The 26,257-nt window shown below is 66.3% G+C and carries 28 protein-coding genes; 18 read left to right on the plus strand and 10 right to left on the minus strand.

Features of this window, described 5'->3' with window-relative positions; translation table 11 throughout:
- Positions 1-64 precede the first annotated feature (64 nt).
- Both NGK62_RS08605 and NGK62_RS08610 read right to left on the minus strand, forming a co-directional pair.
- A complete protein-coding gene (locus NGK62_RS08605; RefSeq protein ID WP_251878020.1) occupies positions 65-610 on the minus strand; it encodes a hypothetical protein in 546 nt (181 codons plus the stop codon).
- A complete protein-coding gene (locus tag NGK62_RS08610; protein ID WP_118933906.1) occupies positions 610-1,545 on the minus strand; it encodes a LysR family transcriptional regulator in 936 nt (311 codons plus the stop codon). Before NGK62_RS08610 ends, NGK62_RS08605 begins: the two co-directional genes overlap by 1 nt.
- Positions 1,546-1,712: 167 nt before the next feature.
- On the opposite strand from NGK62_RS08610, the gene gtdA reads away from it, so the two are divergent.
- The 12 genes from gtdA to NGK62_RS08670 all read left to right on the plus strand — a co-directional run bounded on the left by gtdA (position 1,713) and on the right by NGK62_RS08670 (position 12,787).
- Positions 1,713-2,765 carry a gentisate 1,2-dioxygenase gene (gtdA, locus tag NGK62_RS08615; RefSeq protein ID WP_251878022.1) on the plus strand — a complete coding sequence of 351 codons (1,053 nt, stop codon included), beginning with the start codon at positions 1,713-1,715 and terminating at the stop codon, positions 2,763-2,765.
- Between the two features lie 78 nt (positions 2,766-2,843).
- Positions 2,844-3,542, plus strand: coding sequence for a fumarylacetoacetate hydrolase family protein (locus NGK62_RS08620; protein ID WP_251878025.1), 699 nt, complete (start codon positions 2,844-2,846; stop codon positions 3,540-3,542).
- 17 nt (positions 3,543-3,559) lie between these two features.
- Positions 3,560-4,198, plus strand: a complete 639-nt coding sequence (gene maiA / locus NGK62_RS08625) for a maleylacetoacetate isomerase (protein WP_059379082.1) — start codon at positions 3,560-3,562, stop codon at positions 4,196-4,198.
- Positions 4,195-4,578: a chorismate mutase gene (locus NGK62_RS08630; protein ID WP_059379083.1), complete on the plus strand. Its 384-nt coding sequence runs from the start codon at positions 4,195-4,197 to the stop codon at positions 4,576-4,578. The genes maiA and NGK62_RS08630 overlap by 4 nt, the downstream gene beginning before the upstream one ends.
- Positions 4,571-5,560, plus strand: a complete 990-nt coding sequence (locus NGK62_RS08635) for a Bug family tripartite tricarboxylate transporter substrate binding protein (protein ID WP_059379085.1) — start codon at positions 4,571-4,573, stop codon at positions 5,558-5,560. The genes NGK62_RS08630 and NGK62_RS08635 overlap by 8 nt, the downstream gene beginning before the upstream one ends.
- Positions 5,561-5,606: 46 nt before the next feature.
- The gene (locus NGK62_RS08640; protein ID WP_251878027.1) at positions 5,607-6,959 is read left to right on the plus strand and encodes an FAD-dependent oxidoreductase; all 1,353 of its coding nucleotides are present in this window, start codon (positions 5,607-5,609) and stop codon (positions 6,957-6,959) included.
- 18 nt (positions 6,960-6,977) lie between these two features.
- The gene (locus NGK62_RS08645) at positions 6,978-8,189 is read left to right on the plus strand and encodes a 3-hydroxybenzoate 6-monooxygenase (RefSeq protein ID WP_118933909.1); all 1,212 of its coding nucleotides are present in this window, start codon (positions 6,978-6,980) and stop codon (positions 8,187-8,189) included.
- Positions 8,190-8,218: 29 nt separating this feature from the next.
- The gene (locus tag NGK62_RS08650; RefSeq protein WP_251878029.1) at positions 8,219-9,394 is read left to right on the plus strand and encodes an ABC transporter substrate-binding protein; all 1,176 of its coding nucleotides are present in this window, start codon (positions 8,219-8,221) and stop codon (positions 9,392-9,394) included.
- A gap of 61 nt (positions 9,395-9,455) precedes the next feature.
- Positions 9,456-10,370: a branched-chain amino acid ABC transporter permease gene (locus NGK62_RS08655; RefSeq protein ID WP_082401347.1), complete on the plus strand. Its 915-nt coding sequence runs from the start codon at positions 9,456-9,458 to the stop codon at positions 10,368-10,370.
- Positions 10,371-10,381: 11 nt separating this feature from the next.
- The gene (locus tag NGK62_RS08660) at positions 10,382-11,350 is read left to right on the plus strand and encodes a branched-chain amino acid ABC transporter permease (RefSeq protein WP_251878031.1); all 969 of its coding nucleotides are present in this window, start codon (positions 10,382-10,384) and stop codon (positions 11,348-11,350) included.
- Positions 11,343-12,095: an ABC transporter ATP-binding protein gene (locus tag NGK62_RS08665; RefSeq protein WP_059379095.1), complete on the plus strand. Its 753-nt coding sequence runs from the start codon at positions 11,343-11,345 to the stop codon at positions 12,093-12,095. Before NGK62_RS08660 ends, NGK62_RS08665 begins: the two co-directional genes overlap by 8 nt.
- Positions 12,095-12,787, plus strand: a complete 693-nt coding sequence (locus NGK62_RS08670; RefSeq protein WP_059379096.1) for an ABC transporter ATP-binding protein — start codon at positions 12,095-12,097, stop codon at positions 12,785-12,787. Before NGK62_RS08665 ends, NGK62_RS08670 begins: the two co-directional genes overlap by 1 nt.
- On the opposite strand, the gene NGK62_RS08675 is transcribed toward NGK62_RS08670, so the two are convergent.
- From NGK62_RS08675 to NGK62_RS08700, 6 genes are all read right to left on the minus strand, one after another.
- A complete protein-coding gene (locus NGK62_RS08675) occupies positions 12,784-13,146 on the minus strand; it encodes a glyoxalase superfamily protein (protein ID WP_118933914.1) in 363 nt (120 codons plus the stop codon). The genes NGK62_RS08670 and NGK62_RS08675 overlap by 4 nt on opposite strands.
- Positions 13,147-13,586: 440 nt before the next feature.
- Positions 13,587-14,603 (minus strand): Bug family tripartite tricarboxylate transporter substrate binding protein, encoded by a 1,017-nt coding sequence (locus tag NGK62_RS08680; protein ID WP_059379098.1) that lies wholly within the window; start codon positions 14,601-14,603, stop codon positions 13,587-13,589.
- A 167-nt stretch (positions 14,604-14,770) separates the two neighbouring features.
- Entirely contained in the window at positions 14,771-15,511 is a 741-nt protein-coding gene (locus tag NGK62_RS08685; RefSeq protein ID WP_042795434.1) for an amino acid ABC transporter ATP-binding protein, read from the minus strand.
- A gap of 60 nt (positions 15,512-15,571) precedes the next feature.
- A complete protein-coding gene (locus tag NGK62_RS08690; protein WP_059379100.1) occupies positions 15,572-16,672 on the minus strand; it encodes an amino acid ABC transporter permease in 1,101 nt (366 codons plus the stop codon).
- Position 16,673: 1 nt separating this feature from the next.
- A complete protein-coding gene (locus tag NGK62_RS08695) occupies positions 16,674-17,864 on the minus strand; it encodes an amino acid ABC transporter permease (protein ID WP_118933915.1) in 1,191 nt (396 codons plus the stop codon).
- Between the two features lie 130 nt (positions 17,865-17,994).
- On the minus strand, positions 17,995-19,011 hold the full coding sequence (locus NGK62_RS08700) for an amino acid ABC transporter substrate-binding protein (RefSeq protein ID WP_059379103.1): 1,017 nt from the start codon (positions 19,009-19,011) through the stop codon (positions 17,995-17,997).
- A 290-nt stretch (positions 19,012-19,301) separates the two neighbouring features.
- Between NGK62_RS08700 and NGK62_RS08705 the strand changes: the two genes are divergently transcribed.
- The 6 genes from NGK62_RS08705 to NGK62_RS08730 all read left to right on the plus strand — a co-directional run bounded on the left by NGK62_RS08705 (position 19,302) and on the right by NGK62_RS08730 (position 24,594).
- Positions 19,302-20,060, plus strand: coding sequence for a cell division ATP-binding protein FtsE (locus NGK62_RS08705; protein WP_118933916.1), 759 nt, complete (start codon positions 19,302-19,304; stop codon positions 20,058-20,060).
- Positions 20,057-20,965, plus strand: a complete 909-nt coding sequence (locus NGK62_RS08710; protein ID WP_059379105.1) for a cell division protein FtsX — start codon at positions 20,057-20,059, stop codon at positions 20,963-20,965. The genes NGK62_RS08705 and NGK62_RS08710 overlap by 4 nt, the downstream gene beginning before the upstream one ends.
- A 288-nt stretch (positions 20,966-21,253) precedes the next feature.
- Positions 21,254-22,000: a chemoreceptor glutamine deamidase CheD gene (cheD, locus tag NGK62_RS08715; protein ID WP_059379106.1), complete on the plus strand. Its 747-nt coding sequence runs from the start codon at positions 21,254-21,256 to the stop codon at positions 21,998-22,000.
- Between the two features lie 26 nt (positions 22,001-22,026).
- Complete coding sequence (thpR, locus tag NGK62_RS08720; protein ID WP_251878034.1) at positions 22,027-22,578, plus strand: RNA 2',3'-cyclic phosphodiesterase; 552 nt, start codon at positions 22,027-22,029, stop codon at positions 22,576-22,578.
- Positions 22,579-22,625: 47 nt separating this feature from the next.
- Complete coding sequence (locus NGK62_RS08725; RefSeq protein WP_251878036.1) at positions 22,626-23,186, plus strand: 5'-3'-deoxyribonucleotidase; 561 nt, start codon at positions 22,626-22,628, stop codon at positions 23,184-23,186.
- 70 nt (positions 23,187-23,256) lie between these two features.
- Positions 23,257-24,594, plus strand: coding sequence for an NAD(P)H-dependent oxidoreductase (locus NGK62_RS08730; protein ID WP_059379109.1), 1,338 nt, complete (start codon positions 23,257-23,259; stop codon positions 24,592-24,594).
- A gap of 33 nt (positions 24,595-24,627) precedes the next feature.
- Here NGK62_RS08730 and NGK62_RS08735 read toward each other — a convergent pair whose 3' ends face one another.
- Together NGK62_RS08735 and NGK62_RS08740 are read right to left on the minus strand one after the other, a co-directional pair.
- Positions 24,628-25,374 carry a FadR/GntR family transcriptional regulator gene (locus tag NGK62_RS08735; protein WP_059379110.1) on the minus strand — a complete coding sequence of 249 codons (747 nt, stop codon included), beginning with the start codon at positions 25,372-25,374 and terminating at the stop codon, positions 24,628-24,630.
- 107 nt (positions 25,375-25,481) lie between these two features.
- A complete protein-coding gene (locus tag NGK62_RS08740; protein WP_059379111.1) occupies positions 25,482-26,219 on the minus strand; it encodes an SDR family NAD(P)-dependent oxidoreductase in 738 nt (245 codons plus the stop codon).
- Between the last annotated feature and the right edge of the window lie 38 nt (positions 26,220-26,257).

The raw sequence follows: 26,257 nt of genomic DNA on the forward strand, positions 1-26,257 counted from the left end.
GGCTGGCATAAACGGCAGGTCTGAGCCTGTCCGTATTTTTGTGGGCGAGGCGTTTTGAAAGTTGTTATCCCCGCCGCTCCATATACCTCCGCGCCATCTGATACCCCGCGAACACATAAAACCCGTTGCTATTGAGCACCAGCCAAGCTCCCAGCCCGCCGAGCAGGGCAACCACCGGCCCCACCGCCCGAACATCCCCTTGCGTCCACGCGATCAAGCCCAGGAAGCCGACAGCTATCAAGCCCAAGGACAGCCGCTTCAGCACCACCAGCCCGAATGCGTGCCCGCCCATGAAGGCGACCACGCCGATGGCCAACGCCAGGGCCGTCGCCGCACAGACCAGCACCAGCGCGAACGCCGCCAATGCCGGCCCCGCGCCACGCAGCAACAGGCTCAGCAGGCCTATCCCTACACCCAACCCGCCTGTCATCACCAGCACCGCCAACACCAGCGGCGACCACATCCCCGGTGGCGCGCGACGCGCATCCATCTCTGCCACGAAGCGATGCATCGCCGCCGACATGGCTAGCTGGTCCCGCTGCGGCAGCGCCGCCTCCAGTTTGCGGCACTGCGCGATCAACGCGCTCAGCCCCGCTCGCGGCGCATCCATCACGCCCTCGCCGCGCCCGGCGCGTGTTCCGCCACCGTGCTGCGCAAAGCCGCCATTGCCTCCTGCACCGCGATCGGACGGAACGGGTCCTCGCGCCAGTACATCGCCACCGACCCGAAGCCGGATAGCCGCACCGGAATGATCCGCATCGCCCGCATCTGCGAAAACCGCAGCGCCGCCCGGTGCGAAGCCACGCCGATCATGTCGCTGTTGTTGATCAACGTGAGATTGATGGTCACCGAATTCGATTCGACGTGGTCCGGCGGCGGCGCCTGGCCCGCCGCCGCCAGCGCCGCGTCCACCGCATTGCGGATGGGCGTGCCCTTGGGCCACAGGATCCAGCGGTAAGACAGCAAGTCCGGCCAAGAGGGCTGCTCGATCGCGAACAGCGGATGGCGCGGCCGCGCAACCAGATGGATGGGTTCCAGGTACAGGGCCTCGAAGCGGATCGCCGGGTCGTGATGCTCCGGCGCCGAACGTCCCACCACGATGTCCAGGTCGCCCTGCGCCAACTGCGCCAGCAGTTGGTCGGTCGTGCCCTCCACCAGCTTGACGCGGGCCTGTGGCATGCGCTCGAGCAGCTTCATCACCGCCAGCGGCACCGTGTCCGACGCCGACGCGCCCGACGCGCCTATCACCACCCGGCCGCCGCCGCCCTCGCGCAAGGCCGCCATGTCCGCGCTGGCGCGATCCAGTTGCGCCTCCACCCGCTGGGCATGCGCGATCAGCACGTCGCCGTGCGGCGTGGGCCGCAGGCCGCGCGCATGCCGTTCGAACAACGGCAGCCCGATGTCGTCTTCCAGATCCTTCAGCCACTTGGACAAGCCCGGCTGCGTCGTATTGAGCATCGCGGCCGAGTGGCTGATGTTGCGGGTCTGGGCCAGGCTGAGCAGCATTTTCAGATTGCGCAGGCGTAACCGGTGGGTCCAGTCCATGCAGGCCCTCGTCTCGTCTATGTATATTCTTATTGGTATGGATAATAAGATAAATTCATTTCAAAACACATAGCTCCTTACGCATAATCGTCTCCATATCAGGACCAGCCGCGAACCACGCGGCGGCCACGCGAAGCCGGCGCCAGCCGGACATTCCGGAGACAAGCATGCCCGACGGTCACCCCCCCGGCGCGGACCGCGCCGCCTATTACGCACGCATTGCCAGAAAACACATGGCGCCCCTGTGGGAGTCGCTGCACAACCTGGTGCCGCGCGAACCCGCGCCGCGTTGCGTCCCCGCCATCTGGAAGTACGAAGACGTGCGCGACGACGTCATGGCGTCCGGTTCGCTCATCACGGCGGAAGAAGCCGTGCGGCGCGTGCTCATCCTGGAGAATCCCGGCCTGCCCGGCCAGGCCAGCATCACGCAGAGCCTGTACGCGGGCCTGCAACTGATCCTGCCCGGCGAGATCGCGCCCAGCCACCGCCACACGCAGTCGGCCCTGCGCTTCATCGTCGAAGGCCGCGGCGCCTACACCGCGGTCAACGGCGAACGCACCACCATGCACCCTGGCGACTTCATCATCACCCCGTCATGGACCTGGCACGACCATGGCAACGCCGAAACCGCCGAAGGCGGCGAGCCCGTGGTCTGGCTGGACGGTCTGGACATTCCGCTGCTGCGCTTCCTGGACGCGGGTTTCGCCGAAAACTATCCCTCGGCCACACAACCCGTGACCCGCCCCGAGGGCGACAGCATGGCGCGCTACGGCCACAACATGGCGCCGGTGCGCCACCAGACCGCCAGCGGCACCTCGCCCATCTTCAACTATCCCTATGAACGCAGCCGCGAGGCGCTGGACCAGCTCTACCGCCACGGCGAGCTGGATCCCTGGGACGGCGTGAAGCTGCGCTACCTGAATCCGGCCACCGGCGGCTACCCCATGCCGACCATGGCCACCTTCATGCAATTCCTGCCTGCCGGATTCCAGGGCAAGACCTGCCGCAGCACCGACTCCACGGTCTACAGCGTGGTCGAAGGCCGCGGCACCGCGCGCATCGGCGACCAGGAATTCCACTTCGGGCCGCGCGACGTCTTCGTCGCGCCGTCCTGGCAGCCGGTGCAGTTGGCCGCGCTGGACGACGCCACCCTGTTCAGCTATTCCGACCGCCCCGTGCAGGACGCGCTGGGCGTGTGGCGCGAAGCGCGCATCGGCTAGAAGCCGGCGCGCTCCCTCCGCTTCCGTTTCAGGCCGGGGCCGCGCCAGGCCCCGCTCCGCATTCCTTAAAGGTGACCCATGTCTTTCGTCTTCGACCCCCCAGCCCCCATCGCCGTGCCCGTTGCCGGCAGCCAGGACAGCTTCCCCGTGCGCCGCGTCTATTGCGTCGGCCGCAACTACGCCGCCCATGCCCGCGAAATGGGCTTCGACCCCGACCGCGAACCGCCGTTCTTCTTCTGCAAGCCGGCCGACGCCGTGGTGCCGGTGGCTGAAGGCAGCACCCTGTCGCTGCCCTATCCTTCCGAGACCGCCAATCTGCACTACGAGATCGAACTGGTGGCGGCCATTGGCAAGGGCGGCGCCAACATCTCCGTCGACGAGGCCCTGCAACACGTCTGGGGCTATGCCGTGGGCCTGGACATGACCCGCCGCGACCTGCAGATGAAGATGCGCGAGGCCGGCCGCCCGTGGGAACTGGGCAAGGCCTTCGACCAGAGCGCGCCCATCGGCCCCCTGCATCCTGCTGGCGCAGTCAAGAACATCGACCAGGCCGCCATCTGGCTGCAGGTCAACGGCGCCGACAAACAAAGAAGCGACATCGGCAAGCTGATCTGGTCAGTCGCCGAAACCGTCGCCTACCTGTCCAAGTACTTCCGCCTGGAAGCCGGCGACCTGATCTACACCGGCACGCCCGAAGGCGTAGGCCCGGTGGTGCGCGGCGACAAGATGGTCGGCGGCGTGGACGGCCTGGGCACGCTCAGCGTGCAGATGGCGTGAACCCTCCGGAAATCCGCATGCAACTGCACAGCTTCTTCAATAGTTCCACCTCTTATCGCGTGCGCATCGCGCTGGCGCTCAAGGGTTTGCCGTACGAGTACCTGCCCGTGAACCTGCGCAAGCAGGAGCAGCGCGCCGCGGATTACGTGGCCAAGAATCCCTCGGCGGGCGTACCCCTGTTGATCGATGGCGACACCCAGCTGTCGCAGTCGCTGGCCATCATCGACTACCTGGACGCCACCCATCCCGAGCCGCGCCTGATCCCGGCCGGCACGCTGGAACGCGCCCGCGTGCTGGAGCTTTCCGACGCCATTTCCTGCGACATCCACCCCGTCAACAACATGCGCATCCTGCGCTATCTGCAGGACGTGCTGGGCGCCAGCGAAGAACAGAAGAACGCCTGGTACCACCACTGGATCCGCGAAGGCATGACGGCCGTGGAAGCGCTGTTGGCGCGCCACGGCCACGGCGCCTATTGCTACGGCGACGCGCCCACGCTGGCGGACTGCTGCCTGGTGCCGCAGATGGCCAATGCCCAGCGCATGGGCTGCGACCTGTCGGCCTATCCGCGCGCCATGCGCGTCTATGAGTACTGCAATGCGCAGCCCGCCTTCCAGCAGGCGGCCCCCACCCAGCAACCGGACTACACCAAGTGAGCAACCAGGAACCCGACACCCAGGGCGCGCCGCTGCGCGAATACACCGATCCCGCCTACCGCCCTCTATGCGCCACCCTGGCGGACGTGCGCGCCAACATCGACCGGTTGGACGACGAGATCGTGCGCCTGATCGCCGAGCGCGCCATGTACGTGAAGGACGCCGCGCGCTTCAAGCGCGACGCCTTCCAGGTCAGCGCCCCGGCCCGCCAGGCCCAGGTCTTCGAAAAGGCGCGCCTGCTGGCCGAACGCCACAACCAGGGCTTCGCCAATCTGGACCAGGTCGTGGACGCCACCTATCGCGCCATGGTCGCGGCCTTCATCGCCAACGAACAAACCTATTTCAACACCATGAAAGATCTCGGAGACACCCATGCATAAGCCCTACGCGCGCCGTATCGCCGCCCATGCGCTGATCCTGGGATTGGCCGCGCTTGCGCCGCTGGCCGCCGCGCAAGCCCAGGCCTGGCCGGCCCAGCCGCTCAAGGCCATCGTGCCCTTCGGCCCGGGCTCCAGCCCCGACCAGGTGGCGCGCATCGTCGGCGAAAAGGCCGGCGCCATCCTGGGCCAGAGCATCGTCATCGAGAACAAGCCGGGCGCCAGCGGCAACATCGGCACCTATGCCATCGCCAACGCCAAGCCCGACGGCTACACCTTCGGCGTGTCCATTACCGGCCCGCTGGTCAACAACACGCTGCTGTTCGACAAGCTGCCCTATGCGCCGGCTACCGACCTGGCGCCGCTGACGCTGGCGGTGCACCAGCCCAATGTGCTGGTCGTGCCCGCCTCGGCCGGCATCGACAACATCGGCCAGTTGCTGGAAGCGCTGAAGAAAAATTCAGACAAGTACAACTTCCCGTCCACGGGCGCCGGCACGGTGTCGCACCTGGCCGTGGAACTGATGCTGCAGCAGACCGGCGCGCGCGCCACCCACGTGCCCTATCCCTCGTCGCCCGCGGCGCTGACCTCGCTGTTGTCCGGCGACACACAGTTCGCCGCGCTGCCGCCCATCGCCGTCATGCCCATGGTGAAGGACGGACGCCTGAAGGCGCTGGCCGTCACCTCTTCCAGGCGCTCGGCCCTGCTGCCCGACATCCCGACGCTGGCCGAAGTCGGCGTGCCGGGAATCGAAGGCTCGGCGTGGATCGGCTTTGTGATCTCGTCCAAGGTTCCCGCCGACATCCAGAAGAAGCTGTCCGACGCACTGATCCAGGCCATACGCGATCCCGAGGTCACCAAGCGCCTGCAGGCCCAGTTCATGGATCCCGCCGGCACCACGCCCGCCGAATTCCGCGCCTATATGGATGACGAACTCAAGCGCTGGGAGCCGCTCATCAAGAAACTGGGCATCAAGGGCCAGTAAGCCGGCGCCCGGCCACGCCTCGCAATCCACACAAGGAGAACTCGGGATGCTCATCACCGAACCCGCCCGCCAGGTTCCGCTCTACGGCGAATATGACGTTGTCGTGCTGGGCGGCGGCCCCGCCGGCCTGCTGGCCGCCGCCAGCGCCGCGCGCAACGGCGCCAGCGTGCTGCTGGTGGAACGTTACGGCTTCCTGGGAGGGATGGGCACGGCGGCCGGCGTATCCAACTTCTGCGGCCTGCACGCGAACGTCCGCGGCAATATCCGCCAGGTGGTCCACGGCATGACGGAGGACTTGCTGGACCGCATGCGGGCCTTGGACGGCCTCAACGAGCCGCATCTGATCCTGGGCAAGATCCACGCCCAGGCCTACGACATCTCGGCCTTCAAGTGCGCCGCCGACGGGCTGGTCCAGGCCAGCGGCGCGCAGGTGCTGTTCCATGCGCTGGCCACCGGCCTGGCGCGCGGCGCCGACGGCAGCGTGGATGCGCTGTTCCTGGAAACCAAGTCCGGCCGCCGCGCCGTGCGCGCCAAGGTCTATATCGATTGCTCGGGCGACGCCGACATCGCCCAATGGGGCGGCCTGCCCTTCGAAAAGGGCGACGAGCACGGCGGCATGCTTTACCCCACGCTGATGTTCAAGGTCGGCAATGTCGACGGCGCCCGCGCCCAGGAAGCCTGGAAGACCATTCCGCAGCTGATGGACCAGGCCGCGGCCAGCGGCGAATTCACCTTCCCGCGCCGCGGCGCCATCGTGCGCCCGCAAAAACATGACTACGAATGGCGGGTCAACGTCACCCAGCTGGCCAACGCCGACGGCAGCGCGGCCGACGGCACCGACGCCGATTCCCTGTCGGCCGGCGAACTCGAAGGCCGCCGCCAGATCGTGCAATACCTCGCCTTCCTGCGCGCCAAGGTGCCGGGTTTCGAGAACGCCTATGTGCTGGACATCGCACCGCAGTTGGGCATCCGCGAAACGCGCCGCATCGTGGGCGAGGCCGTCCTGAGCAAGGAAGACGTGCTGGGCTGCGCCGACTTTCCGGACAGCATCGGCGTCAACGGCTGGCCGCTGGAAATGCACACGGCCGGCGACGTGCAATGGCTCTGGCCGCCTATCCCCGAGTCCCGCGGCTATAACCAGCTGCCATTCCGCATGATGGTCCCCAAACGCGCCCCGGGCGTGGCGGGCAACGTGCTGGTGGCCGGACGCTGCGCCTCCATGACGCACGAAGGCCAGTCGGCCGCGCGCGTAAGCGGCAGCTGCTTCGTCATGGGCGAGGCCGCGGGCACGGCGGCCGCCATGGCGCTGCGCGCCGGCATCGCACCGGGCGACGTGCCCATTTCCGCCTTGCAGGCGCAGCTGTTGAAACAAGGCGTGTTCCTGGGCGGCCAGGACTGAACGGCGCGGAGGCCACATATGAACGCAACGCAAACCGATAAATCCGTGATCGTGGTGGGCGGCGGCATCGGCGGCCTGGCCGCCGCGCTGGCGCTGACCCGGCAAGGCATCGCCGTGCAGTTGCTGGAGCAGGCCGCGCACATCGGCGAAATCGGCGCCGGCATCCAGCTGGGCCCCAACGCCTTCGCGGCGCTGGACGCCCTGGGCGTGGGCCAGACCGCGCGCGCCCGCGCCGTCTTCACCGACCACATCATCATGATGGACGCGGTCGACGCCAAAGAGGTCGTGCGCATCGATACAGGCGAGGCCTTCCGCGAGCGCTTCGGCGGCCCCTACGCCGTGATCCACCGCGCCGACATCCACCTGTCCATCCTGGAGGCCGTGCAGCAGAATCCGCTGATCAGCTTTCGCACCTCCACCCAGATCGCCTCCATGTCGCAGGACGACAAGGGCGTGGAGGCCGTGGACACGCAGGGCAACCGCTATCGCGCCGACGCCGTAGTGGGCGCGGACGGCGTGAAGTCCGTGATCCGCGAACGCATGGTGGGCGACCCGGCGCGCGTGACCGGCCACGTGGTCTACCGCGCCGTGGTCGAACGCGAGAACATGCCCGAGGAGCTGCGCATCAACGCGCCGGTGCTGTGGGCCGGCCCGCACTGCCATCTGGTGCACTACCCCTTGCGCGGCGGCCAGCAATACAACCTGGTGGTGACTTTCCACAGCCGCGAACAAGAAGAATGGGGCGTGCGCGAGGGCAGCAAGGAAGAAGTGCTTTCCTACTTCCAGGGCATCCACCCGCGTCCGCACCAGATGCTGGACCGCCCCACTTCCTGGAAGCGCTGGGCCACCGCCGACCGCGAACCCGTGGAGCGCTGGGGCCAGGGCCGCGTGACCATTCTGGGCGATGCCGCCCATCCCATGACCCAATACATGGCCCAGGGCGCCTGCATGGCGCTGGAGGATGCGGTGACATTGGGCGAGGCCGTGAAGCAGTGCGGCCACGACCTGGAGGCCGCATTCCGCCTGTACGAATCCGTCCGCATCCCGCGCAGCGCGCGGGTGGTGTGGTCCACGCGCGAAATGGGCAGGCTCTATCACGCGCGGGGCGTCGAACGCACCGTGCGCAACATGCTGTGGACTGGCCGCAGCCAGTCCCAGTTCTACGACGCGTTGCAGTGGCTGTACGGCTGGAAGGTGGAAAACTGCCTCGCGGGGCATTCCTCTCAATAGAAAAAATGCAGGCACCCAAGGAGACAACCATGAGAAAAACCGCAATCCGCGGCAGCGCCGCCCTCGCGCTTGCGCTGACCGCGTTCGCGGCCGCCGCGCAGCAGAAGCCGGTCGACATCGGCTTCATCGGCACCCTGTCCACGCCCGCCGGCTACATCGGCGAAGACGAGCGCGACGCCTTCATGCTGGCCGTGAAGGAAGGCGGGGGCAAGCTGGGCGGCGTGCCGGTCAATGTGCGCGTGGAGGACGATGCGCTCAAACCCGCCAACGCCAAGCAGATCGCCGACAAGATGGTGCAGGGCGGCGTGCGGTTGTTCACCGGCATCAATTTCTCCAACGTCATGGCGGCCGTGGGGCCCACGGTGCTGAACGCGGGCGGCTTCTATGTCAGCCTGAACGCAGGCCCCTCCAACTACGCCGGCAAGGCCTGCAACCCGAACTACTTCTCGGTGGCGTTCCAGAACGACTCCTACGCCGACACCGCGGGCCTGGCCGCCAACGAGCTGGGCGCCAAGCGCGTGGTCATCATGGCGCCCAACTACCAGGCCGGACGCGATGCCGTCGCAGGCTTCAAGCGCACCTACAAAGGCGAAATCGCCGACGAGATCTACACCAAGCTGGAACAGGCCGACTTCTCGGTGGAACTGGCGCGCATCCGCTCGCTCAATCCCGACGCCATCTTCCAGTTCCACCCTGGCGGCGCCGGCATCAACCTGACCAAGCAATTCGCCAACTCCGGCCTGGCCGACAAGATCCGCATGATCACGCCCATCTACTCGATGGACGACCGCATGCTGGCCGCCACCGGCAACGCCGGCAAGGGCTTCTACCTGAGCTCGCTGTGGAGCGCTGATCTCGACAACCCGCAGAGCAAGCATTTCGTCGAAGCCTTCACCAAAGCCTACAACCGCGCGCCCACCGCCTACGCGGCGCAGGCCTACGACACCGCCAACCTGATCGGCTCCGCGCTCAAGGCGGTGGACGGCGACATCACCGGCCGCGCCGACGACTTCCGCAACGCGCTGCGCCGCGCCGACTTCCCCAGCGTGCGCGGCAAGTTCAAGTTCGGCTCCAACCAGCATCCGATCCAGGACTGGTACCTGTTGCATATTGAAGATGGCCCGGACGGCAAGCTGGTCTACAAGAACCTGAAGGTCATCGCCCGCGACCATACCGACGTGCACGCCGCCGACTGCAAGATGTAAGTCCGCACGACGCCCGGCGGATTGCGCGCAGTCCCCCGGGCCCACTCCACAAGGAGTCCCCATGCTGATGTTCCTGGAGCAGGTCTTGAATGGCCTGCAGTACAGCGCATTACTGTTCCTGCTGTCGGCGGGCTTGACGCTGGTGTTCGGCATCATGAACGTCATCAACCTGACGCACGGTTCGTTCTACATGGTCGGCGCGTTCTGCGCGGCCAGCGCGGCGGCGGCCACCGGATCGTTCCTGGCCGCGCTGCTGGCGGCGCTGGCGGGCGCGGCGCTCTATGGGCTGGTGGTGGAGCTGCTGGTGATCCGCCATCTGTACCGCCGCGACCACCTGGACCAGGTGCTGGCCACACTGGGCCTGACGCTGTTCACCAACGAGATGGTGACGGTTCTGTTCGGCCGCAGCCCGCCTTTCATGGACATTCCGCCCTTCCTGTCAGGTTCCGTGGAGATTCTGCCCGGCCTTAACTATCCCCTCATGCGGCTGGCTTTCATCGGCGCCGGCGTGCTGGTGGCGCTGGGGCTGTGGTTGCTGATCTCGCGCACGCGCGTCGGCATGCTGGTGCGCGCCGGCGCCGACGACGGCGAAATGGTCGACGCGCTGGGCGTGAACATCCAGCGCCTGTTCACGCTGATCTTCACGCTGGGCGCCCTGCTCTGCGGCTTTGCCGGCGTGATGGCGGCGCCGCTCCTGGCGGTGGAAATCGGCATGGGCGAGCGCATCCTCATCACCACCTTCGTCGTCATCGTGGTGGGCGGAGTGGGTTCGGTGCGCGGCGCGCTGGTCGGCTCGCTCATGATAGGCATGACCGATGCGCTGGGGCGCGCCTACATCCCGTTCTGGATGTCGCGGCTGCTGCCGCCAGAGCTGTCGGACTCGGCGAGTTCCAGCCTGGTCTCGGCCAGCATCTACATCCTGATGGCCATCGTGCTGCTGTTCAAGCCGCGCGGCCTGGTACCCGCGCAGCGATAGGAACGATATCCATGACCAGAAAAACACTCGTCAACATGATCGGGCTGCTGCTGTTCGCCCTGGTGCCGGCCATCGCGTCGGCCACCGGCGAAAGCTTCCTGGTCAACCTGATGACCCGCTTTCTCATCTACGCCATCGCCGCCGTCAGCCTGGACCTGATCCTGGGCTACGGCGCCATGGTCAGCTTCGGCCATGCCGCCTTCTTCGGACTGGGCGGCTACGTGATCGGCATCGCCGGCTTTCACCTGGCCCAGGGCGACACGCTGTTCGGCTGGAGCGGCAGCAACGCGGCGCTGGTGATGTGGCCCCTGGCCATCGCTGCCGCCGCGCTGGCCGGCCTGGTGGTGGGCTTCCTGTCGCTGCGCACCTCCGGCGTGCAGTTCATCATGATCACCCTGGCCTTTGGACAGATGCTGTACTTCATCCTGGTCGGCCTGATGGTCTATGGCGGCGATGATGGCCTGTCCATCGACGTGCGCAACACCCTGCCCGGCATGGACATGAACCGTCCCGCGACCTTCTATTACGTCTGCCTGGCGCTCATGACGGCATGGATCCTGGCCTGCCGCCGCATCGTCAACTCGCCCTTCGGCATGGCGCTGCAAAGCATCAAGCAGAATCCGCGCCGCAGCATCGGCCTGGGCTTGGCGCCCCTGCGCTACCGGCTCACCGCCTTCGTGCTGTCGGCCGCGGGCACCGGGCTGGCGGGCGCGCTATGGGCCAACTATGCGCTCTTCGTCAGCCCCGACATGACTTCCTGGCAGAAGTCCGGCGAACTCATGGCCATGGTGATCCTGGGCGGCATGGGCTCCATCTTCGGTCCCGTTCTGGGCGTGGCCGTGTACCTGGGCCTGGAACAGATCGCCACCGCCTGGACCGAGCACTGGATGCTGATCCTGGGCCCGGTGCTGGTGCTGGTGGTGCTGTTCGGCAAGCGCGGCGTCTATGGCTGGCTGGTGGGAGGCAAGCACCATGACTGATCATCCCAAACTGGAAATCCGCGACCTGCAGAAATCCTTCGGCGCCGTGCGTGCGACGCAAGGCGTCAACCTGCAGGTCCGGCCCGGCGAACTGCATGCGCTCATTGGCCCCAACGGCGCGGGCAAGACCACGCTGCTGTCGCAGATCAGCGGCGAGATCCTGCCGGACGCGGGCGGCATCCTGCTGGACGGCCGCGACATCACCCGCATGCCGGCCCACAAGCGGCCCGCGGCGGGTCTGGCGCGCTCGTTCCAGATCAGCCAGCTCTATCCCGCCTTCAGCGCCGAGGACAACGTCGCCATGGCGGTGCAGGCGCGCAGCCCGGGCGGCTTCAACCTGTGGAAGAACGCCCGCAGCCTGCCGCAACTGCGCCAACCTGCCAGAGAGGCGCTGGAACGCGTCGGCCTAGGCGGCCGCACCCACGTGCGAGTTTCAGAACTGGCCCACGGCGAGAAACGCCAGCTGGAACTGGCGATGGCCTTGTCGCTGGATGCCTCGCTGTTGCTGCTGGACGAACCCATGGCCGGCATGGGCGCCGAGGAATCCCAGCGCATGACCGCGCTGCTGCAGGAACTGAAGGGCCGCTACGCCATCCTGCTGGTCGAACACGACATGGACGCCGTCTTCGCCCTGGCCGACCGCATCACCGTGCTGGTTTATGGCAAGACCATCTTCACCGGCACGCCCGACGAGGTGCGCCATCACCCCGACGTGCGCGCCGCCTATCTGGGCGAGGAGGACTGATGCTGCAACTCAAGCAACTGCAGGCCGGCTACGGCGCAAGCAAAGTGCTGTTCGGCGTGGACTTGGACATCGCCGCGCGCCAGGTCGTATCCCTGATCGGCCGCAACGGCATGGGCAAGACCACCACCGTGAAAACCATCATGGGCATGCTGCCCGCCCAAGGCGGCAGCATCCTGCTCGACGGCCAACCCATCGCGGGCCAGGCGCCGCACCGCATCGCCCAACTGGGCATAGGCCTGGTGCCCGAAGGCCGCCGCGTCTTCGGCTCGCTGTCGGTGGAAGAAAACCTGATCGCCACCGCCCGCAACACCCGCGCCGGCTGGCACGTCGGCCGCGTCTTCGACCTGTTCCCGCGCCTGAAGGAACGCCGCGCCCAATCCGCTCGCACCCTGTCCGGCGGCGAACAGCAAATGCTCGCCGTCGGCCGCGCCCTCCTCATCAACCCGCGCCTGCTCATCCTGGACGAAGCCACCGAAGGCCTGGCGCCGCTGATCCGTCACGAAATCTGGAACTGCCTGCGCCGCCTGAAGGAAGAAGGCCAGACCATCCTGGTGATAGACAAGAACCTGAAGGAAATGGCGACGCTCGTCGACCGCCACCACGTTCTCGAAAAAGGCCGCGTCGTCTGGCAAGGCAGCCCCACGGAACTCGCCGCGCAGCCCGAACTGGCGCAGCGCTACCTGGGCGTCTAATCGGATGATTCGCAGAAGCTCAGCCGATTCCCGAACGGATCGATGACCGCCATCACCCGCCCCCACGGCATCTCTTCCACGCCGGGCCGCATATAGCCATAGCCCTTGGCGTTCACCTCGGCCTGGAACTCGTCCACGCCCCGCATCCGCACGAACACCGCGGACCCGGGCGTGGCATCGCCGTGGTGCTCGCTCAGGTGCAGCACCAGGTCGCCGCGATGCACTTGCGCATACAGCGGCATGCCCGGCTCGAAGCGATGCTCCCAGTCCCACTCGAACCCCAGGAAGTCCAGATAGAACTCGCGCGCCTTCTCCACGGAGAAAATGCGCAAAATGGGAATGGCAGCTTGCAGATGCATGACGGCCCCAGATAAAAAAGCAAGGACGCTCAGCATAGATCACAAGCCGCACCGCAAAGCGCAAAGCACAAGGCACAAGGCACACAGCATCACGACGCAAGACACCGCGTAAGCCCCAAAAGGCCGCCCGCGCGGCCGGCCTGGGGCGGGCCCCGCAAGACACGCCCCCCAACACAGATGTCGGCAAGAACCAGAAGAACGCCAATCGCCCCAGCTGACGTCAAGTTTCAACCGCCAGAGCCCGGTGCGTCGGTGGCCCGGGAGGCGCGGGGCGTCGATAAGCCCGACGGAATCCGTAGGGAAGGCCGAAGGCCTGGACGAGGATGAGGACGGGGAAGTCCGGAGCGAAGGCTCCGGACCGCAATCGTTGACCCGCGCCTCCCGGGCCACCGACGCACCGGGCGTCTTAAGAACCAACGACGCCCATCAAGACAAACCAATCAATTCAAACTAGCACCCGAGATCTTCACAATCTCCTGATACTTCGCCTTCTCGCTCTTGACGAACTCGGCAAACGCCTCAGGCGTCATCGGCGCAGCCTCAGACCCCATCGTCAGCAAGCGCTGCTTCACATCCGCCTGCTGCATCGCCTCCGAGTAAGCCTTGTTCAGCTTCGCCACCACCGGCGCCGGCGTACCGCCCGTCGTGAACACTCCGAACCAGGTCCCCAGGTCAAAACCCTTGATCCCCGACTCTTCCACCGTAGGCACATCCGCCAGCAGCGACGAACGCTTGGCGGTGGTCACGGCCAATGCCTTGACCTTGCCGTCCTTGATCAGCGGCGCCGAAGCCGCCAGGTTATCGAACATGAAATCCGACTGGCCCGACAGCAACGCCAGCTGCGCAGGCGCCGCGCCCTGGTAAGGAATGTGCTCGACATTGATCCCCGCGCGCGCCTTCAACAGCTCGCCCGACAGATGGCCCGCGCTGCCGTTGCCGCCCGAACCGTAGTTCAGCTTGCCCGGATTCTTCTTGGCGTAGTCGATCAGATCGGCCAGCTTCTCGATCTTGTTCTTCTGCGCGAACTCGACGTTCATCACCAGCACATTGGGCACCGAGGCCACGATGGTCACCGGCGCGAAATCCTTCACCGGGTCATACGGCAGATTGGCGAACAGCCAGGGATTGATGGCGTGGGTCGCGACCGCGCCCATCACCAGCGTATAGCCGTCGGCCGGCGCCTTGGCCACCAGGTCGGCGCCGATGTTGCCACCCGCGCCCGAACGGTTTTCCACGATGACAGGCTGCCCCAGCGAGCCGCGCACCTTCTCGGCCAGCATGCGGGCCATGGTGTCCAGCGGGCCGCCGGGCGGGTAAGGCACGACGAAGCGCAGCGGCTTGGTCGGGAAATCGGTGGCCTGGGCCAGCGCCGGAGCGCCGAAAGGCAGGGTGGCGGCCAGCGCCACGGCGCCTTGCAACAGGGCGCGGCGCACAGCGCTGCGGGGGGTCTGCGTCATGATGTTGTTCTCCTCGCTTCGGATCAATAGCGGTCAGTAGCATACCGCAGCGAGGAATCAGGCGTAACAAAGAGATACCAGCACAACCCCCGGCTGTTCACGCCGCTGCCCCCGCCGCGGCAACAGGCCGCCCCAAGAAAAAACCGCCCGAAGGCGGTTTTGCAGCATCAGTGCAGGATCTGGCTCAAGAAGAGCTTGGTCCGGTCGTTCTGCGGATTGTCGAAGAATTCATCCGGGCTGTTCTGCTCGATGATCTCGCCGCGGTCCATGAAGATCACGCGGTTGGCGACCTTGCGCGCGAAGCCCATTTCGTGGGTCACGCAGATCATGGTCATGCCGCTTTCCTGCGCCAGGTTGACCATCACGTCCAGCACTTCCTTGACCATTTCCGGGTCCAGCGCCGAGGTCGGCTCATCGAACAGCATGATCTTGGGGCTCATGCACAGCGAACGCGCAATCGCCACGCGCTGCTGCTGGCCGCCCGACAGCTGGCCGGGGAATTTCTTGGCCTGGTCCGGAATGCGCACGCGCTCCAGGTACTTCATGGCCGTGGCCTCGGCTTCGGCGCGCGGCTTCTTCAGCACCCACATGGGTCCCAGCGTCAGGTTCTCCAGCACCGTCAGGTGCGGGAACAGGTTGAAGTGCTGGAACACCATGCCGACGTCCTTGCGGATGGTTTCGATGTGCTTGAGGTCGTTGGTGAGTTCCGTACCGTCCACGATGATGTGGCCCTTCTGGTGCTCTTCCAGGCGGTTGATGCAGCGGATCATGGTGGACTTGCCCGAGCCCGACGGCCCGCACACCACGATGCGCTCACCCGGCGCGACGTCCAGGTTGATGTTGCGCAGCACGTGGAACTGCCCGTACCACTTGTTCACGTCCTGCAATTTGATGATGGCATCAGACATGCCTGTACTCCCGTAAGTATCGCGGTGCGCGTCCGCCCGGGGCGGACGCGCTGCAAAGTTCTAGCGTGCGTGTCCCGTGGCCAGGCGTTTTTCCAGCGCCTGGCTGTACTTGGACATGGAGAAGCAGAAGACGAAGTAGATGAGCGAAATGAACAGGTACGCCTCCACCCCGAATCCGCGCCATGCCGCATCGGACAAGGCCGCCTTGGCCGCCAGCGTCAGGTCGAAGATGCCGATGATCACCACCAGCGAGGTGTCCTTGAACAGCGCGATGAAAATGCTGACCAGCGGCGGAATCACGATCTTCAGCGCCTGCGGCAGGATGATCTTGCGCATCTGCTGCCAGTAGTTCAGGCCCAGCGAATCCGCGCCCTCGTACTGGCCCTTGGGAATCGCCTGCAGGCCGCCGCGCACCGTTTCGGCGATGTACGCCGCCGCGAACATGATGATCGCGATCTGCGCGCGCAACAGCTTGTCGATGGAGAAGCCTTCAGGCAAGAACAGCGGCAACATCACCGACGACATGAACAGCAGACTGATCAGCGGCACGCCGCGGATCAGCTCGATGTACACGACGCACAGCGCCTTGATGGCAGGCATCTTGGAGCGCCGGCCCAGGGCCAGCAGCACGCCGATGGGGAAGGCGAAGGCAATGCCGAACGTGGACAGGATCAGCGTCAGCGGCAGGCCGCCCCAACGCGCGTTTTCCACGTAGGTCAGGCCGAACACGCCGCCCCACATCAGGAGCGCCACGGCCGTCAGGCCCACGGTCCAGATGACGGCGAGCTTCCAGTTCCAGAAGCGGCGGATGCCGCTGCAGACGATCACAGCCACCAGGATGATGGTTGCGATCAGCGGACGCCATTGCTCGTCGTAGGGATAGGTGCCGAACAGGATCAGCCGGTGCTTCTCGATGATGAACGCCCAGCAGGCGCCCCCGGAAGCGCGGCATTCCTGCGCGTTGGCCGCGGAGAAGTTCGCCTTGATGAAGGCCCATTCCACCAACGCCGGCACTGCCATCAGCAGGAACCAGGCCAGCAGCACCGTGATGAGGATGTTCAGCGGCGACGAGAACAGGCGCGACTTGATCCAGACCCAGGCGCCCACGTGGGTGCTGGGCGGCGGCAGGCCTTCGGCGGGGATATGCGAAGTGCTGCTCATATCAACGCTCCACCAGCGCGATGCGCTTGTTGTACCAGTTCATGAATATCGAGATCGACAGGCTGACCGTCAGGTACGCGGCCATGATGATGAGGATGCCCTCGATGGCCTGGCCGGTCTGGTTCAGCGTGGTGTTCACCACCGACACGATGTCGGGGTAGCCGATGGCCACCGCCAGCGAGCTGTTCTTGGTCAGGTTCAGGTACTGGCTGGTCATCGGCGGGATGATCACGCGCAGCGCCTGCGGCAGCACCACCAGGCGCAGCACCTGCTTGCGGCGCAGGCCCAGCGAGCCGGCAGCTTCCCACTGGCCATTGTTGACCGCCTGGATGCCCGAACGCACCACCTCGGCGATGAAGGCCGAGGTGTAGATCACCAGGCCCGCCATCAGGGCGGCGAATTCCGGCGACAAGGTCAGGCCGCCCGAGAAGTTGAAGCCCTTGAGCTCCGGCATGTCCAGGGTCAGCGAAGCGCCGCTGACCAGCCAGCCGACGATGGGCAAGCCGATGAGCAGGCCGATCGCGGCGCGGCCCAGCGGAAACACGCGGCCGGTCGCCTCCTGGCGCTTCTTGCCCCAGTGGCCCAGCAGGATGATCGCCACGATGGCCAGGCCCAGTCCGGCCAGCATCCAGTCCAGCGAATTGCCTTCCAGCCCCGGCACCTTCAAGCCGCGGTTGGAGATGAAGACGCCGGGCAGCGGATTGTGCGCCTGGCGCGGACCCGGCATGTTTTCCGTGATCAGCGCGTACCAGAAGAACAGCTGCAGCAGCAGCGGCACATTGCGCATTATCTCGACGTAGACCGAGGTGATCTTGGCGACCAGCCAGTTCTTGGACAGGCGGCCGATGCCAATGAGCGTACCGAGGATGGTCGCCAGCACGATGCCGATGACCGCCACGCGCAGCGTGTTGAGCAGGCCCACCAGGATGGCGCGGCCATAGGTGTCCGCAGGGGTATAGGCGATGGGCGTTTCGCCGATCGCGAAGCCGGCCTCGCGGTCCAGAAAGCCGAAGCCCGTGGCGATGTTGCGCACGGACAGGTTGTGCAGCGTGTTTGAAACCAGGAACCACACGGCCCAGGCCACCGCGGCCAGCGCCAGGACTTGATAGACCACGGAGCGCACCCCGGGATCGTTCCAGTTCAGACGCCGGGGAGGTGCCGATGCAGGCGCGCTTTTATTGGGAGTATTCATGAGTAAATCTACAGAAGTCGGACACCGGGCGGCGAAGCCGGTAGGGCCGCGCCACCCACTCCTGCCACCCGCCCGAGGGCGGGAGAGGAAAAACGGAGCGCGGGGCTCCGTTTTTCCAGGCAGCCGTGTGTTAGCGCACCGGCCAGCCGTACATCAAGCCACCTTGCTTGTAGGAAGCATTAAGACCGCGCTCCAGCTTCATCGCGCTGCTCTTGCCCAGCGTGTTTTCGAAGCTCTCGCCGTAGTTGCCCACGTTCTTGATGATGTTGTAGGCCCACTTGTCATCCACGCCCAGGTTCTTGCCCATGCCCGGGGTCACGCCCAGGATGCGCTGGATGTTGGGGTTCGGGCTCTTGGCCATTTCATCGACGTTGGCCTTGGTGATGCCGTATTCCTCGGCTTCGAGCATGGCGTTGAGCGACCAGCGCACGATGTTGAACCATTGCTCGTCGCCCTGGCGGACCATGGGGCCCAGCGGCTCCTTGGAGAAGTCTTCCGGCAGGATGATGAACTTGTCCGGGTTCTCGAGCGTGGTGCGGGTGGAAGCCAGCTGCGACTTGTCGGTGGTGAAGGCGTCGCAGCGGCCGGCCGAGAAGGCACGGATGATTTCGTCGTACTTGTCGATCACGACCGGCTTGAATTCGATCTTCTGGCCGCGGAACCAGTCAGCCAGGTTCAGTTCGGTGGTGGTGCCGGGCTGCACGCAGATGGTGGCGCCGTTCAGTTCCTTGGCGCTCTTGACGTTCAGGTCCTTGGAGACCATGACGCCCTGGCTGTCGTAGTAGTTCACGCCCACGCCGATCAGGCCCAGCGTCGTGTCGCGCGTCAGCGTGACGGTGGTGTTGCGGGTGAGGACGTCGACTTCGCCGGACTGCAGCGCAGTGAAGCGTTGTTGCGTGTTCAGCGGGGTGAACTTGACCTTGGTGGCGTCGCCGAACATGGTCGAGGCGATGGCGCGGCACAGGTCCACGTCGATGCCCTTGTATTCGCCCTTGCTGTCAGCGATGGAGAACCCCGGAATGCCCGTCGAAACCCCGCACTGGACAAACCCTTTTTTCTTGACGTTATCGAAGGTTGCGCCCGCATTGGCAGCCGTGGATGCAGCAAACAAAGCGGCGCCGATCGCAGCGAGTTTCAGTACTTTCATCGTGTTCTCCGTGTGGGATAAAGCGAAGTAGCACGCAGGCCGGGTTGGGTCCACGTATGGGGCGGATGGTAGCGTCCGCGCAGCACGCGGCGCATCCGGGAATTCCCTTGAAATATAGGGACACTGGGTGAAATGAAACGCTGTTTTCTACCAAAAATGGGGGCACTGTTTGAGCGGGGACAAACGCGCCCGGACGCCTTGCGCGCAAATATTTGTCCGCCCCTCGTCCAGGCGGTTTAGGCCACCTTAGTGTCCCCGAGTTACTATTGCGGCTTCATCTGACAGCCGCCATGATCGAATTCCAGCACGTATTCAAATCATATGGTCGCGGCCGCAATATCCTGGCCGACATCAACTTCCGCGTGAGCGCGGGAGAATTCGTTTTCGTATCCGGGCCGTCCGGCGCCGGCAAGTCCACCTTGCTCAAGCTGATCGGCGGGCTGGAGCCCGCCAGCCGGGGTTCGATCCAGGTCAACGGCCAGCGGCTGGACAAGCTGCCCGCCCGCGCCCGGCCGTACCTGCGCCGCGCCGTGGGCGTGATTCTTCAGGACACGCATCTGCTGTTCGATCGAAGCGCGTTCGAAAATGTCATGCTGCCGCTGGCGGTTACCGGCCACGCCTGGGACTCGGCCGCGGCACGCGCCCGCGCCGCCCTGGACAAGGTGGGACTGTCCGGCAAGGAAGACCTGAATCCGATCGAACTGTCCGGCGGCGAACAGCAGCGCCTGGCGATCGCGCGGGCCATCGTGAACCGGCCCGCCATCCTGATTGCCGACGAACCCACCGCCAACCTCGACCACGACAACGCGCAGCGCATCATGAATGTGTTCCGCGACTTCAACCGCGTCGGCGTGACCACGCTGATCGCCTCGCACGACCAGGACCTCATGGCGCGCTACGCCACCCGCACCTTGCGCATCGACCCGGGCAAGTTCGCCGACTCCCAGGGTTCCGCAACGCCGCCGCCTGAGGCCGGCGCGGGACAACCCGGTATCGGACAGCAGCCGGGCGCCGCGCCCGGCCGCGCCTACCCGGGAGAGTCCGCATGAACGCCTGGCTGCGGCAACATCGCTACGCGCTGCTGGTCACCCTGCGCCGGCTGATCAAGCAACCGTTCTCCTCCCTGGCCAACCTGCTGGTCATGGCCTTGGCGCTGGCGCTGCCGCTATTGGGCAGCGCCATCCTGGTTTCGGTCCAGCCGGTGGCGCGCCAGATGTCGGTCACCCCCGAAGTCACCGTCTTCATGCGCGTGGACGCCCCCGCGGGCGCCGCCGCGGACGTGGCCAAACGCATCCAGGACGAATTCAAGGACGACATCCGAGCCGTGCGCGTGGTTGGCCGCGAGGACGCCTTGGCGGATCTGCGCGCCAACCCGGCCTGGCAGCAGGCGCTGGCCGTGCTGCCGGGCAATCCGCTGCCGGACGCGGTGGTGGTGACGCTGGCCGATGGCGACAACCTCGCCGGCCGGGCCGACAAGCTGGCCGCCTCCTGGAAACAATGGAACCACGTCGACCTGGTGCAGCTGGACAGCGCCTGGGTGCAGCGCCTGGAGGCGATCCTGCGCTTTGCCCGCATCGGCCTGGCCTTCCTGGCCGCCTGCGTGGCGGTGGTGGTGCTGGCGACGGTCTTCAACACCGTGCGTATGCAGGCGCTCTCGCAACGCGAGGAGATCGGCGTGGCGCGGCTGGTGGGCGCCACCGAATCCTTCGTGCGCCGCCCCTTCCTCTACCTGGGCGCGCTATCGGGCGCGGTGGCCTCGCTTCTGGCCATCGGCGTGGCGGCGGTCGCGCTGTCGCCGCTGAACGACGCCCTGGTCGGGCTGGCCCGCAGCTACGGGGCCGAATTCGCCCTGCACCTGCCAGGCCCGGCCGTGCTGATCGGCGCGGTGGTGGCTTCGGCCGCCCTGGGCGCCCTGTCGGCCCGCTGGTCGGTTACCCGCAGCACGCGCTTCTGACGCGCGGCGCCTAAAGCTCCGTATAAAGCCCCTTCTCCCCCGTGATCCGGGGAACGACTTCCGCCCGCCTGTGTAGGATGCTTGCATGCCTGCCCGCGGGCGTCTTCGGCTTTGGGCCGCGCTGCAAAAACAGGACACATTACTGCGCCCGTTACATAGCAATTCACCCGCTGGAAGCTTGAGTATGCAAGAATAAAGCGACATTTTCTTACATATTTTGATACATACCTGATTTCCGAGCTGCCAACTTCGTGTCCCAATCGTTGTTCTTGCCCTTAATCGAGTCCCATGGCCGCCCGTCTTGAAGCCCGTGCGACGCGCCACTATTTCGACAGCGCGTTCCAGTGTCAGGCGGTGAAAGTACTGCCCAACGAGTACTACGTCACCAACGAAGACCTGATGATCTCGACCGTCCTGGGATCGTGCGTCGCCGCCTGTATCCACGACCCGGTCACGGGCGTGGGCGGCATGAACCATTTCATGTTGCCGGAGGGCGACATGCAGTCGCCCGCCTCGGCCACCATGCGCTATGGCGCCTTCGCCATGGAAGTGCTGATCAACGAACTGCTGAAGGCCGGCGCGGTGCGCGACCGGCTCGAAGCCAAGGTGTTCGGCGGCGGCGCCGTGCTGTCCGCCATGCAGCAGATGAACATCGGCGAACGCAACGGCCAGTTCGTGCTGAGCTATCTCAAGACCGAAGGCATCCCCGTCAAGGCGCAAGACCTGGGCGACGTGCACGCGCGCCGCATCAACTACTTCCCGCGCGACGGCCGGGTGATGGTCCGCAAGATGGCGCCGCACCACCAGCGCGCCGAGGAAATCATCGCCAAGCGCGAACAGGCGGCCGCCCAGAGCGTGCAGGCCAAGACCGAAACCCCGCAGCGCGTCGAGCGCTTCACCCGCCCCGGCGTGGAACGTTTCGACCGCCCGGCCCGTCCGGGCGTGGAACGCTTCGATCGTCCCGCCCGCCCAGGCGTGGAACGCTTCGACACCGCCCTGACCCGCCGGCGCCGCACCGAGACCACAAGCGACTGAAGGGCCGCGCACGCGCATCGCGCCGCATGCGCCCCTACAATCAGCGCATGTCCACCGTCCGCCTGTTCTACGCCCTGTGGCCTGCCCCCTCGCTGGCCTCCCAGCTCGCGACCTGGGCGGAGCAGGCGCGTCCCGGCTGCGGCGGGCGCGCCATGCGCACGGAAACCCTGCACCTGACCCTGGCCTTCCTGGGGCCGGTGGACGCGGCGCTCGCCGACGAGCTGGCCGCGGCGACTCCTGAACGCCGCCTCGCCCCCGACGACATCCTGCTGGACCGCTACGGCGTCTTCGGCCGCCAGCGCATCCTGTGGGCCGGCCCCGGCGACACGCCCGCGGGCCTGCAGGCCGCCCACGATGAGCTCTGGCTGTGGCTGTCCGGCTTCGGCCTGGCCGCGCCGCCCCAGCCTTTCCGCCCGCATGTCACCCTGCTGCGCAACATCGAGCGCGCCAGCCCCCCTGCCGAGGCCCCCGTCCCCCTGCCCTGGCGCTACGACCGCATGGTGCTGGTCGCCTCCGAATCGCAATCGGGCGGCAGCCGCTACCGCATCGTGACGCAGTCCCGGCCGCAAGCCTCCTGACCTCCCGCTCTGGCACAATCAGCCGGTTGCCACCCCCCGGGACCGCCATGATCATCCTGCTGGACCAAGACGGCGTGCTCGCCGATTTCGAACACGCCTTCATCGATGCCTGGCGCGCGCGCCATCCTGACATCCCGCCAGTGGCGTTCGAGGACCGCAAGTCCTTCTACATCCGCCAGGATTACGCCCCTGAGCTGCGCGGCATGGCCGAAGCCATCTACACGGCGCCCGGCTTCATCCGCGACCTGCCACCGGTGCCCGGCGCGCTGGAAGCCATCAAGGAATTGCTGGCGCTGGGCATGGACGTGCGCATCTGCTCCTCGCCCCTGTCGCAGTTCGAGAACTGCGTGGCGGAAAAGTATCTGTGGGTGGAAAAGCACCTGGGCCGCGAAGCGACCAACCGCCTGATCCTGACCAAGGACAAGACCCTGGTGCACGGCCACCTGCTGATCGACGACAAGCCGCTGATCGAAGGCGCGGTCAAGCCGCGCTGGAAGCACATCCTGTTCGACGCGCCCTACAACCGCGAGGTGTCGGACCGCCCCCGCATCAGCTGGCAGAACTGGCGCAGCGTACTGGCCGGAGAGCTGTATACGGCAGATGAGTGAGTCCTGTTCAGCAGCCGCGATTTGGGACTATTCTGTGTTGCTGTAGCCCCACCCCGGAGGAGCCTGCGCCATGAATCTGTACCGTCTTCTGAAGCAGCGTGAAGCCGATCACAAGCCCTTGCGTGTTGCATTGCTGGGCGCCGGAAAGTTCGGCGCAATGTTCATGAGCCAGGCCCCGCGCACGCCCGGTATGAGGCTGGTCGCGGTCGCCGATCTGGTACCCGACCGGGCCCGCGCGGCGCTTACCCGCGTCGGCTGGCCCGCCACGGCACTCAATGCCGCCAGCACCAATGATGCGCTGAAGAACGGCAAGGTCTATTTCTGCGACGACCCCCACGCCGTGATCGCCAGCCCCGATGTCGATATCGTCATCGACGCCACCGGCCAGGCCGCCGCCGGCATCAGCCATGTGCTGGCCTGCTGCGAATACGGCAAGCACATCATCATGGTCAACGTCGAGGCCGACGCGCTGGCCGGCCCGCTGCTGGCGCGGCGCGCACGCGAAGCCGGCATTGTCTATTCGCTGGCCTACGGCGACCAGCCCGCCCTGATCTGCGAAATGGTGGACTGGGCCCGCGCCAGCGGTTTCGAGGTCATGGCCGCGGGCAAGGGCACCAAGTACCTGCCGGAATTCCATACCTCCACGCCGGACACCGTCTGGCCCTATTACGGCTTCACCGCCGAGATGGTCGCGGCCGGCGACTTCAACGCGCAGATGTTCAACAGCTTCCTCGATGGCACCAAGAGCGCCATCGAGATGGCCGCGGTTTCCAACGCCACCGGGCTGCTGCCCTCGCCGTCCGGCCTGCACTTCCCGCCCTGCGGCGTGGACGATCTGGCGCGCGTGCTGCGGCCGCGCGAAAGCGGCGGCATCCTGCACCACCGCGGTCAGGTCGAGGTGATTTCCTCGCTGGAACGCGACGGCCGCCCGGTGTTCCGCGACCTGCGTTGGGGCGTGTACGTGACACTGGCCGCCGACAGCGATTACGTGCGCCGCTGCTTCAAGGAATACGGCCTGGTCACGGATCCCAGCGGCAACTACACCGCCATGTACAAGCCCTATCACCTGATCGGGCTGGAGTTGGGCATCAGCGTGGCCAGCGTCGGTTTGCGGCGCGAACCCACCGGCGCGCCCGCCGGCTGGCATGGCGACGTCGTCGCCACCGCCAAGCGCGACCTGCCGGCCGGACAGATCCTGGACGGCGAAGGCGGCTACACGGTGTACGGCCGGCTGATGCCGGCGCGCGATTCGGTCGATGAAGGCTATCTGCCGCTGGGCCTGTCGCACCAGGTCAAGCTGAAGAACCCGGTGCGTCAGTCCCAGGCGATCCGCTGGGCCGACGTGGAGTACGACGAAAGGTCCACGGCGGTGCAGTTCCGCCGCGAAATGGAACAGACCTTCGCCTAGAGTCCGCCCGCGCGGCGGGCAGTCCCCGGCGCCCTAGACCGGCGCCGGCCGCTCCGCCTGGAACAGGCGCAGACGATCCGCGGCGTTGCGCAGGTGCTGGTCGGCGGCGCGGCCAGCGGCGTCCGGATCGCCCGCGTCGATGGCGGCGAAGATCGCCTGATGCTCGCTTTGCACTGCGGCCATGCGTTCGGTGTACATGCGCGCCGTGTTGTTGCGCGCGCTGCGGATGACCCGGCGCACATTGGCTTCCAGGTAATCGTTCAGGGCCACCAAGTGCGGATTATGGGTGGCCTGCACGATGGCGTGGTGGAACTGGTAGTCCTCTTCGTCGCCCAGCTTGTCGTTGAGCAGCGCATATTCCATGCCCACCAGCGCCTGGCGCATCTTCTTCAGGTCCGCATCGGTGCGGCGCTGCGCGGCATAGCGCGCGGCGGTGACTTCGATGGACAGCATCAGCTCCAGGATGTGTTCCAGTTCCTGGTTGTCGCCCGGCGTGGGCGCGGCAATGCGGAAGGCATTCTTCTGGAAGTTCGGGTCGACGAACACTCCGCTGCCTTGCTGCGACGTGATCAGGCCTTCGGACTTCAGGCGCGCCAGCGCTTCGCGCACGACGGCGCGGCTGACCGAATAGGTTTCCGTCAGCTGCTTTTCCGTGGGCAGGCGATCGCCGGGCGCGAGCACGCCCTGGCGGATCTGCTCCGCCAGCGCGTCGCCCAGCGCCGCCGAAAGCGAACTCTTGGGCGCGGCGCGCGGCGGATCCTGTTCTTGGTTGGGCTGCATGGTCGAATGGTGGAAACTTGCGGGCGGCGCGCAGGCGCGCCGCCTCTTGTTTATGGGAATGCCCGGAAGAGCGGCCGCGGCATGGACAGCCGCGCCATCCTGGGACTTTACGCGATATAGATGCCGCCGTTGACCTGCATGACCTCGCCCGTGACGAAACCGGCCAGCGGCGAGCACAGGAACGCGATGGAGCCGGCGATTTCCTCGGCCGTGCCGTAGCGGCGCAGCGGCGTGCTTTCCAGCAGCTGCGCGCCCTTTTGCCCGATCAGGTCCTGGGTCATGGAGGTGGCGATGATGCCCGGCGCCACCGCGTTCACGCGGATCTGCGGCGCCAGTTCCAGCGCCAGGCTGCGCGTGAAGCTCTGCACCGCGCCCTTGGACGCGGAGTAGGCCGCGTGCGCATAGCTGCCGCGCTGGGCAGCCAGCGAGGTCAGCAGCACGATGGCGCCGTCGTGGCGCAAATGGCGCTGGGCGGCACGGCATACATAGAAGGTGCCGTCCAGGTTCACGCGCATCAGCGTGCGCCAGGCCTCGTCGCTGGTGTCCTTGACCAGCTGCTCCGGGTAGATGCCGGCGCAATGCACCAGATGGTCCAGCCCGCCGAAATGCTTGGCCGCGGCCTCGAACACGCGTTCGCAGTCGGCCGATGCCGACACGTCCAGCGCGTGCGTGTAGACGCGCTGCCCGCTGGGATCCAGCTCGGCCGCCACCTCTTCCAGACGCGCGTTGTCGATATCGGTCAGCACCAGCCGGGCGCCATGCGCCGCCATCAGCCGCGCCGTCGCCAAGCCGATGCCATTGCCCGCGCCGGTGATGGCGGCAACCTTTCCTTCGAACGAAATCATTCTGTCTCCTGTAGCACGCTCGTACGCGGGCTGAGCGC

Origin of the sequence: Achromobacter sp. Marseille-Q4954, assembly GCF_943737025.1 — a bacterium.
GTDB lineage: Bacteria > Pseudomonadota > Gammaproteobacteria > Burkholderiales > Burkholderiaceae_B > Achromobacter > Achromobacter bronchisepticus_A.